Genomic DNA, 10780 nt, shown 5'->3' with positions numbered 1-10780 from the left:
TCATTTCCCCCGTAGTGCGGTTTCGAGGACCGCGGCGATCCGCGCCGCCGGTCCGGCAGTCAGTACGTCCTTGTGCGCACAGGCGAGTTCATGGACTTCGACGGCCGCCGAGCAGCGGCGCCAGGCCGCCGTCTTCTCCGCCGTCGGGATGCCGTCGGCGTCCCCGGTGGCCGAGAACAGCGTCAGGGCGCCGTCGTACCGGTCGAGGCCGGGCGACGGCACCCACCGGTGGGCCAGCCGGATGTGCGCGGCGCACCGGTCGGCCAGCGTGCCCAGGTCGTCGTCGCCGAGTTCCGCGAGGGCCCCGCCCGCGTCGCGCACCAGCCCGAACACCTCGGCCCTGTCGAGCCGGCCCGGTGGGACCGGCGCGCCCGGTGCATGGCTCTGCAGCAGGATCTCCATGACCTCCTGCTCGACCCGGTCGCTCGCGGCCGGTGGCGGGGTGTACGGCGAGTCGGGGTAGCGCGGCAGCGCGTCGAGGACGCAGAGCAGCCCGAGCTCCTCACCGTCCCGCCGCAGCCGCACGGCGACCTCGTAGGCGAGCGGCCCCCCGAACGACCGGCCGATCAGCAGATAGGGGCCATGGGGGCGGACGCTGCGGATCCGCTCCAGGCAGGCCTCGGCGACGGCCCCCATGCTGTCGGCCTGCGGGAACGCCGCCGTCTGCACGGCGTACACCGGCCGGCCGGGCGCGAGATGGGGCAGCAGCGCGGCGTACGACCATCCGATGCCCGAGCCGGGCGGCAGACAGAACAGGGGGGTGCTGTCGTTCATGCGCTCGTCGCTCGATGCGTCGCTCGATGCGGCGTTCGTGGTGGTGCTCGTGCCGGTGCCTGTCGCGGTGCTCGTGCCGGTGCTTGTGCCGTGGGTCGTGGCGGCGTCGCCCATACGGCTGTCGCCCGTGCCGAGCGGGGGGCGCAGGGTGAGCAGCGGGTCGAGGACGGCGCGAGGGACGGTGGCCGCGCCGCCCGCGCCGACGGGCCGTTCCGTCGCCTCGTCGGGCCGGGCGAGCCGTGCCGCCAGCGCGGCCGGAGTCGGAGCGGCGAAGAGCGTGGCGACCGGCACGGACACGCCCAGCGTCGCCTCGATCCGGGCGCACAGCCGGAGCGCGAGGAGGGAGTGCCCGCCGGAGGCGAAGAAGTCCGTGTCGGGCGCGGCGGCCCCGCCGTCGTCGAACAGGACCTCGGCGAACAGTGCGCACAGCTCCTTCTCCCGCGCCGTGCCGGGCGGCCGCGCCGGTGACGGCGCGGCGGCGGGCACCGGATCCGGCAGGGCCGCGCGGTCGGTCTTGCCGTGCGCGGTGAGGGGGACGGCGTCGATGGTGCTCCAGAGGGACGGCACCAGATGGGCGGGGAGCCTGTGCGCCAGTTCGTCGCGTACCGCGTCGAGCCGGCCGCCCTCGGAAAGGACGACATGCGCCGCGAGGACCTTGCCCCCGGCCGGTCCCGGCCGGGCGGTCACCACCGCGCGCGCGACGCCCGCGGACGTCTCCAGTGCCGCCTCCACCTCCGCCGGCTCGATCCGGAACCCGCGCACCTTCACCTGGTCGTCGGTGCGGCCGAGGAAGTGGAGGACGCCGTCGGGGGTACGGCGTACCAGATCGCCGGTGCGGTACATCCGGGAGCCGGGCGGGCCGTACGGATCGGGGACGAACCGCGAGGCGGTGGCGGCCGGGCGGCCCAGGTAGCCACGGGCCAGACCGGTCCCGGCGAGATACAACTCCCCGGCGGTGCCGTCGGGCACGGGCCGCAGCAGGCTGTCCAGGACGTACGCCCGCGTACCGTCCAGGGGACGGCCGATCGCCACGGCGTCGTCCGTCCCGGCCGTGGCGAACACGGTGGTCTCGGTGGGGCCGTAGCCGTTGACGACGCGCGTGCCGGGGCAGTGCTCCCGGACCCGCCGCACCGCCTCGGGCGACACGACATCGCCCCCCGCCCACACCTCGCGCAGTCCGCCGAGCACCCCGGGCGCCAGGTCGGCGACCGTGCGCAGCAGCTCTGCGGTGAGCCAGAGCGCGCTGACGTCCTCGGCGGCCAGCAGCCGCCCGAGGACCTCCGGCGCGAGGGGCCCGGGCGGGGCGACGACGACGGTGCCGCCGTTCAGCAGCGGTACCCACACCTCGTACGTGGCGGCGTCGAAGGTGTGCGCACTGTGGAAGAGCACACGCCGGTGGGCCCCACCGCGCAGCCGGGTGTCCTCCGTGAGCGCGACGACCGCGCGGTGCGGGACGACGACGGCCTTGGGCTCCCCGGTCGAGCCCGAGGTGAACATGGTGTAGGCGGCGGAGTCCGGGGAAGCGGCCGCCGTCTCCGGTCCGGCCGCCCCGCTCCCGCCCGGCGCGAGCGTACGTACGCCGCCGTCCTCGCCGATGACCGCCCGCGCTCCGGAAGCGGAGAGCAGCCGCGCGGTCCGGTCCGCGGGCTGCGCGGGGTCCAGCGGCAGATAGCAGGCCCCGGACTTGAGTACGGCCAGCTGCGCGACGATCAGCTCCGCCGAGCGGGGCAGCAGCACCCCGACTACGTCCTCGGCGCCGGTCCCCGTGGCCGTCAGCCGTGCCGCCAGCTGCTGTGCGGCGGTGTCCAGTTGGGTGTAGGTGAGGTCCCGTCCACCGTCCCGTACCGCAACCGCGTCCGGGGCACGGTCCACCTGGTCGGCGAACCGCGCGGTCACGGTGCCGGGCCCGGACGGCGCCGACGGTGCCGACGACGTCGTCGCGCCCGCGGACGCGGCGAGCAGCTCCACGCGCTCCCGCTCCGGCAGGACGTCCACGCTGCCGGCCGGTCTGCGGGGATCCCCGGTCAGCTCCTCCAGCGCGCGCACGAGACGCCCCGCGATCCGGTGCGCGTCGATGCCGCGGCAGCCCAGCCGCAGCAGGGTGCGCGGGCCGCCCGCGGCGACCGCGACGGTCACCGGGTAGTGGGTGGCGTCGCGGACCTCGGTCAGCCTCAGGGCCTGTCCGGCGGAGCGGTCCGCGTCGCCGCGCGGGAAGTTCTCGAAGGCCACGACCGTGTCGAAGAGTTCACCCGCCCCGGCCCGCCGCTGGATCTCCGCCAGTCGCACATGGTGGTGGGACACGAGGCGCAGCTGCTCGTCCTGGATCCGGGCCATCAGGGCGCCGACCGGTTCGTCGGCGCGCAGCCGTATCCGTACCGGAAGGGTGTTGATGAAGAGGCCGACCATCGACTCGACACCGGGCAGATCGTGCGGGCGGCCCGACACGACCGCGCCGAAGACCAGATCGTCCGAACCGGTCATCCGGGCCAGGACGAGGGCCCAGGCGGTCTGGGCGAGGGTGTTGAGGGTGACGCCCGCGTCGGCGGCCGCCCGGCCGAGCGCGGCGGTGAGCTCTTCCGTGAGCCGGACGTCGAGCTCGTGGGCGCCGCGTTCGCGTGCGTCGAACTCCCGGGCGTGGGGTTTCGCCGCCGCGCCCAGCAGGGCAGGGCGCTCCAGGCCCGCGAGCGCCTCCGCCCAGGCATCCTCCGCGGCACCCGGTTCCCGTTGCCGCAGCCATTCCAGATAGCGCCGGTACGGGACGGCCGGCGCGGTGGGCCGCCCGCCCGAGCACAGCGCCGCCAGATCCCGTGCGAGCACCGGCATCGACCAGCCGTCCAACAGGATGTGATGCAGGGTCAGTACGAGCTCGGCGCCCTCGTCGTGCCGTACCCACAGGCACCGTACGAGCGGTGGACGGGCCGGATCGAAGCGTACGGCCCGGTCCTCGTCCATCAGCCGCCGCAGCCCGGCCGTGACCTCCTCCGGGGGGAGACCGGTGAGGTCCGCCTCCGACCAGGGCACCGTCACCCGCGCCGGAATCACCTGCACGGGCTGGTCGAGCCGGCGGTGCCGGAAGCAGGCGCGCAGATTCGGATGCCGCTCCAGCAGCGCCGTCACGCCCTCCCGCGCCGCGTCCGCGGTCACCGCGCGTGCGGCGCGGAAGCGGGCCTGGACCAGATACGGGTCCGGGCCCTCCGTGTCGCGCAGCGCATGGAAGAGCAGTCCCTCCTGCGCGGGGGCGAGCGGCAGTACGTCGGCGATCTTCCCGCTCACAGCCCCTCCTCCAGGAGCAGGAGCTGATCCTGGGTCAGCTCGACGAGGGGGAAGTCCGAGGCGCTGTACCCGGCCGCCCCGGCCGCCCCGGACGCGGTCCGGCCGGTTCCGGATTCGTCGGCGGACCCGGCGGACTCGGCGAACTCGGGGGACCCGTCGGACCCGGCGGCGAGCGCGGCCAGCTCCTCCAGAGCCTCCCGCCACAGCCCGGCGAACCGCAGTATCCCCTGGCCGTCGAAGACCTCCTCCGCGTACGACCAGCCGGATGTCAGCCTCAGCCCGTCCCCGTGCTCCTCGGCCACCGCGTCGATCTCCAGGGCGTGGCCGAGCGGCAACGCCTCCGCCGCCGCGCCGAACAGCTCGCCGCCCGCCGCGTCCGCCACGGCCAGCCGCCCCAGGTAGTTGAAGCGCACATCGGGCACGGGCAGAGCGGCGAGCCGCGGAGCCGTGTCCGGGTTGAGGTACCGCAGCAGTCCCCAGCCGAGTCCCCCGTCCGGCACGTCACGCAGCCGCTCCTCGACCCCGCGGAGCACCGCCGCCGGTTCGCCGCCGCCGTCGAGCCGTACCGGGTACTGGGTCGTGAACCAGCCCACCGTCCGGGACACGTCCACGTCCTCCGCCCCGGCCGGAGTCTCCCGGCCGTGCCCCTCCAGCTGGACCAGGAGCCCGCCCGCCGCAGCGTCGTCACCGTCGCGCCACCGCGAGGCGGCCAGGACCAGCCCGGCGAGCAGGACGGCGTCGGGCCGGCAGCGGTACGCGGCCGGTACGGCGACGACGACCGCCTCCGTGAGGTCCGGGGACAGCTCGACGGTCACCGTGGCACGCGGGGAACCCACGCCCCGGCCACCGGCGAGCCGGGCGTCCGGGCCGCCCAACGTCCGCTCCCACCAGGCGGGTTCGGCCGAAGCGCGGCCGGCGTCCCCGGCCCGGTCGGCCAGCAGCGCGGCCCAGCGGCGGAACGAGGTCCCCGGAGCGCGGCCGCCCGGCCGCGCCCCTTCGAGAAGCCGGGCCAGCTCGGGGCCGAGCACCCGCCACGACACCCCGTCGACGGCGAGATGGTGGACGGTCAGCAGCAGCCGTCCCGGCAGCTCGGGTCCGCGGTCGAACCAGACGGCCCGCACCATCCCGGCCCCCGGTTCGATCCGGATGCCCTCGGCGGTCTTGCCCGCGACGGGGCGGAGCGCGTCGTCGGTGAGCGCCCGCGCGTCGACCCGCTCGACCTCCACGGCCGCGGCCTCACCCGGCGGCGCGACCTCCGGCTCCCCGTCGTCCCGTACCCGTATCCGCAGCGCCCCGTGCCGCTCCACGAGCGCCGTCACCGCGTCGCCGACGATCCCGGCGCCCGCGCCGGCCGGCACCGGGAACAGCATCGACTGCGTGAACGCCGTGCGCTCACCGCCCTGCTCCCGCCACCAGCGCATGACCGGCGTCGGCGGGAACGGACCCGTACCGCCGTCCTCGGCGCCCGGTCCGTCCGCCTCCCGCGCGGCGGCCGCCAGATTCGCCGGAGTGCGCGCCTCGAACACGTCCCGGGGCGCCACCACAAGACCGGCGTCCCGCGCCCGGCCCGCGAGCTGGATCGCCATGATGCTGTCCCCGCCGAGCCGGAAGAAGTCGTCCCCGGCCCCGACCTCGACCCCGAGCACGTCCCGGAACAGCCCGCACATCAGCTCTTCACGGCCCGATCGCGCCTTCTGCGGCAGCTCACCGCCGCGGCTGGGGGCGGGGAGCGCGCCCCGGTCGGTCTTCCCGTTCGCCCCCACCGGCAGTGCGTCCAGCACCACGACGTCCGCCGGCACCATGTGCGCGGGCAGCCGCCGTCCCACGTACCCGAGCAGCGCGTCCTCGTCCGGATGACCGGCGTGTTCCGCGCCGCCCGGCACCACGTACGCCACGAGCCGCCTGCGCCCCGGCACGTCCTCGCGGAGCACCGTCACCGCCGCCGAGACGGCCGGATGCCCGGTGAGAACCGAGGTGATCTCGGCGGGTTCGATACGGAAGCCGTGGAGCTTGATCTGCTCGTCGGCACGGCCGAGACAGTCCAGCGCGCCGTCCGGGCGGCGGCGGGCCAGATCCCCGGTGCGGTACATCCGCGAGCCCGGCGGTCCGAACGGGTCGGGCACGAAGCGCTCCGCGGTCAGGCCCGCGCGGCCCAGATAGCCGCGTGCCAGGCCGAGACCCGCCAGATAGAGCTCGCCGCACACGCCCACCGGAAGGGGGCGCAGCCACTCGTCCAGGACGTAGGCACGGGTGCCGCTGACCGGGGTGCCGATGGCCGGTTCCGTACCGTCCGCGGCCAGCGGGCCGCTCGCCGTGGCAGCCACCGTGGACTCGGTGGGGCCGTACGCGTTGTGGAAGCTCCGCCCTTGTGCCGCCCACATCGTGACCAGCTCCGGCGGGCAGGCCTCCGCACCGACGCACACGCCGCGCAGCGCCGGGTACGCCCCCGGCGGGACGCTCGCGAGTACGGACGGCGTCAGCATCGTGAACGTGATGCGCTCCCGGTCGAGAACGTCCGCGAGGGCCTGCCCGGCGAGCGGCCTTGCGGGCGGTACGACCAGCGCGCCGCCCGAGCCGAAGGCGAGGCACATCTCCGCCACGGAAATGTCGAACGCGGGGGAGCCGAGTTGCACGATCCGGTCGTCCTGGCCCAGCTCGAAACGTTCCACGAGGCTGTGGGCGAACGCCGCGACGCCGGAGTGGGTGACCACGACGCCCTTGGGGCGCCCGGTGGAGCCGGAGGTGTGGATGACGTACGCGGCGCGCCCCGGCTCGACCGGTTCCGGCGCGCTGGGCAGCGGCTCGTCCCCGTACGCGTGCGCGTCCAGCACCAGCCGCGGAACGTCGCCGACGGGCGGCAGTTCCACGTCCGCCCCGGTGACCAGCAGAGCCGGCGCCGCGTCCTGGAGGATGCGGCGGACATGGTCGGCCGGGTAGGCGGGGTCGACCGGCAGATACGCGGCGCCCGCGCGCTGCACGGCCAGCGCGGCCACCACCATCTCCGGGCTGCGTCCCAGGGCCAGCGCCACGATGCGCTCCGGCCCGGCCCCGTGCCCGGCCAGCCGGGCCGCGAGGCGCTCGACGCGGTCGTGCAACGCGCCGTAGGTGAGGGCGAGTCCGGGCCCTTCGAGCGCGACGGCATCCGGAATGCGGGCCGCCTGCCGGGCGACCAGCCCGGGCAGCGTCTCCGCCGACGGACAGCCTCCCGCGCCGACGGACGGCCGTTCGTTCTCCGGCAGCAGATCGTGGCCCCGCAGCAGAGCCTCCGGCTCCGCCATGAGCCGCCGCAGCAGTACGGCGTAGCTGTCCGCCCAGTGCCGCACGGCGTCCGGGTCGTAACGGTCGGTCCGTACCTCGAAGCTTCCGGTCATGCCGTCGTCGCTGTCCCGGACGATGCCCACGAAGTCGTGCTCACCGCCCGTGTGGATGCGCTCCGGCTCCGCGAACTCCCGCAGGCTCCGCAGGTTCTCCACGCTCCGCTGCTGCGCCAGGTACATGAACACCCACTGGAACAGCGGAGAATGCCCGCTGCTGCGCTCGGGCGCGACGGCCGACACGATCCGCCCGACCGGCACATCGGCGTTCGCCATCAGCTCGGGGAAGACCGCGCCGAACCGGCCGAGCACATCCGCGAAGGAGTCGTCCGGGCCGATCCGCCAGCGCGTGGGCACGGCGTTCATGACGTATCCGATGACCCGGTCGAGGCCCTTCGCGGCACGGTTCGCCGTCGGTGTCCCCAGCACGAGGTCGTCGGCACCGGTCAGCCGGTGCGCGAGCACCGCGAACGCGGCCATCAGCACCACGTACACGGTCGCCCCGCGCTCACGGGCGAGGGACCGCACCGCGTCGGCGGTCGCCGCGTCGATCCGGAAGGGGATCTGTGCGATACCGCCCTCCTCCTGCCGGCCGCCCTCCTCCTGCCGGCCGCCCACCGGTGCGCCCGGCACCACCAGCGGCCCAGGCGGGTCCGCCAGATGACGGCGCCAGAAGCCGAGCCGCGCCTCGAACACCCCGGCCGCCTCCAGCTCGTGCTGCCAGGAGGCGAAATCGGCGTACTGGATCCGGGGCCGGGCGAGCCGCGGCGCGGTGCCGTCCCGCACCGACCGGTAGGCCTCCGCGAACTCCGCCTGGAGCACGTCGAAGGACCACCAGTCGGTGATGATGTGGTGCAGGCTCAGCATCAGCGTGGACCGGCTGCCGCCGACCCGGACGAATCCGCCCCTGATCAGCCGGTCCTGAGCCAGGTCGAACGGCCGGCGCCGGAACTCCTCGAAGACCTCCGCGAGCCCGGCCGGGTCCGCGAGCTCGAAGCGCTCCAGCACGAACGGCGGCGCGGGCGGGAAGCCGACGCTCAGATCGCCGGCCGTACCGCTGATCCGGCTCCTGAGCACGTCGTGCTGCTCCTGGAGCTGCGTGAGCGCGGCCTCCAGGTGGGCCGGATCGACCGGCCCGTCGAAGTGGTACGCCGAGCAGAGATTGAGCGCGGGAGTGCCCGGATACAGCGAGTCGTACACCCACAGATCCTCCTGCGCAGGGCCCAGCCGCACCGGTCCCTCGTCGTCGCGCGGCGGTACGACGGCGGGTACGGACCCCGCCCGTCCGGCCTCGACGAGCCGGCGCATGAGCCGTATCCGCTGCTCACCGCTGAGCGCGCTGAACCGCTCGACCGGCGACGGCTGCCGCCCTTCCCCCGTACTCATCAGCTCTCAGAAGTCCTTTCGGAGTGCGGCCAGCCGGTGCAGCCCGGCGAGCACGGCGTCCCGGCCGAGGCCGAAGTCGACGAAGCAGGCGACCTCGTCGCAGCCCAGCTCCCGCAGACCGGCGAGCATCTTGCGGCAGGTCTCCGGCGAGCCCAGCAGGCTGCCCCAGGTCAGATAGCGCTCGAAGGCGAAGTCGGCGAGCATGCCGGTCTGTGCCTCGGTGAGTTCCGCGGTGCGGCGGTCGGCGGTGCGGTTGGCCGTCGTCTGGCGCACATACGACTTCAGGTACGCCTTCAGCGGCGCCGCGGCCAGCCGCCGTACCTCTTCGTCGTCGGCGCCGACGTAGGTGTGCGCCATGAGCGTGACCCGTCCGTGCGGTCCCGTCCCGCCCTGTTCGGGTGCGGCGGCGCAGGCGTCCCGGTACCGGCGGATCTTCTCGGCGAGCTCGTCCCTGCTCTGTCCGACGGTCGCCCCGAGCACACCGGTGCGCAGCCGGCCCGCGGTCTCCCACGTCTCCGGGTTGCCGGACGTGGTCATCCACAGCGGCAGGGTCTCCTGCACCGGCCGGGGCTGCGGCCGCACCGCGCTCAACTCGCCCGTGCCGTCGGGGAACTCGGCCGCCTCGCCCGCCCAGAGGCGGCGCAGCAGGGGAATGTCGCGCACGGTCCGCTCACGGCGGTCGGCGTAGGCGCCGGGGGACAGGACGAAGTCCGTGGAGTGCCAGCCGGTGGCGACGGAGAGCCCGACGCGGCCGTGCGACAGATTGTCGACGACCGCCCAGTCCTCGACCACGCGCAGCGGGTGGTGCAGCGGCAGGACGACGCTCCCGGCCCGTATACCGATCCGCTCGGTCGCGACGGCGAGCGCCGCGCTGAGCACGGGCGGACTGGGGAACATCTGGCCCACCTGCTGGAAGTGCCGCTCGGGTGTCCAGATCGCGTGGAACCCGAGCCGGTCGGCGACGCGGGCGATCTCCAGCAGCTCCTCGTACTTCTCCACATGCCGGACCCCGCCGCCCGCCCCGCCCGCACCACCGGCTCCACCGGCGTCAGCAGCCCGGTCAGCGCCGTCAGCACCGAAGAACATCACGCTCAGCTCCATGCCGGAGCCTCCTCTCCCCGCGCCCGCGGAATACGGGGACGGCGCATGATCGGCCCCGTGGTCTCGACGGGCGCCTGCTCGATCGCCGCCGCCAGCCCGGCCACGGTGGGCGCCGCGAACACCGTCGCCACCGTCACTCCCCGCCCCGTGCGCTCCGTGAGCCGCGACGCGACCCGCACGGCGCGCAGCGAGTTCCCGCCGAGCATGAAGAAGTCGTCCTGCGCGCCGATGCGTTCCACGCCGAGGACATCGGCCCAGACGCCCGCGACGAGCTGCTGCATGCCCGTCGCGGGCTCGGCGGGCTCGGCGGGCTCGGCGGGTTCTGCCGGTCCGGTCCGGCCGGTTCCGGGACCGGCGGTACGGGCCGTGTGGTCGGCGCCGGCCGGCTCGCCCGGCTCGGCCGGCTCGGTCGTCGATGGGTTTGCGCGCCGTGGCGGCTCGCTGAGGCCGAGCTCGGACAGCCGCAGCTCCGGGCTGTCCGCCGCCGCCCGCAGTGTCTGGACGAGCGCGTCCGCGAGCCACCGCGTGAACGGGGCGTCCACCGTGCGCGTCCGGTACTCCAGGGTCACGGCGATGCCCTCCGGCGTGCCGCCCGGGCCGTAGTCGTCGGTCACGTCGACCAGGAGGTCGAAGCGGGCCGCGCCGGTACGGACGACCTCGACCTGGGCGTCCGCACCCGGCAGCGTGACCTCCGCGCGGGCGTTGTTCTGCAGGGCCAGGACGACGTCCGTGAACGGATGCCGGCCCGGCCGGCGTCTTGGATTGAGGTCGTTCACGACCTGCTCGAACGGCACATCCTGGTGGGCGTACGCCGCGAGGTCCACGTCCCGCACGCGCTGCACCAGTTCCCGTACCGTCGGGTCGCCCGAGGCGTCCGTCCGCAGGACCACCATGTTGACGAAGAAGCCGACGACGTCGTCGACGGTCCCTTC

At 74.9% G+C, this 10780-nt stretch carries 4 protein-coding genes; all 4 read right to left on the bottom strand.

The window, feature by feature from the left end; genetic code table 11:
• Window positions 1-4047: a non-ribosomal peptide synthetase gene (locus ACWGI8_RS06150; protein ID WP_453658922.1), complete on the bottom strand. Its 4047-nt coding sequence runs from the start codon at window positions 4045-4047 to the stop codon at window positions 1-3.
• The gene (locus ACWGI8_RS06145; RefSeq protein ID WP_453658921.1) at window positions 4044-8747 is read right to left on the bottom strand and encodes an amino acid adenylation domain-containing protein; all 4704 of its coding nucleotides are present in this window, start codon (window positions 8745-8747) and stop codon (window positions 4044-4046) included. Before ACWGI8_RS06145 ends, ACWGI8_RS06150 begins: the two co-directional genes overlap by 4 nt.
• 6 nt (window positions 8748-8753) lie before the next feature.
• Window positions 8754-9848 carry a MupA/Atu3671 family FMN-dependent luciferase-like monooxygenase gene (locus ACWGI8_RS06140; protein ID WP_453658920.1) on the bottom strand — a complete coding sequence of 365 codons (1095 nt, stop codon included), beginning with the start codon at window positions 9846-9848 and terminating at the stop codon, window positions 8754-8756.
• The coding region (locus ACWGI8_RS06135) for a condensation domain-containing protein (protein ID WP_453658919.1) at window positions 9839-10780 on the bottom strand (942 nt) is incomplete at its 5' end. The genes ACWGI8_RS06135 and ACWGI8_RS06140, both read right to left, overlap by 10 nt.

The sequence above is a fragment of the Streptomyces sp. NPDC054841 genome (genome assembly GCF_053611045.1).
The sequence above is the reverse complement of the archived record's forward strand: the minus strand, read 5'-3'. Positions and strand labels throughout refer to the sequence as shown.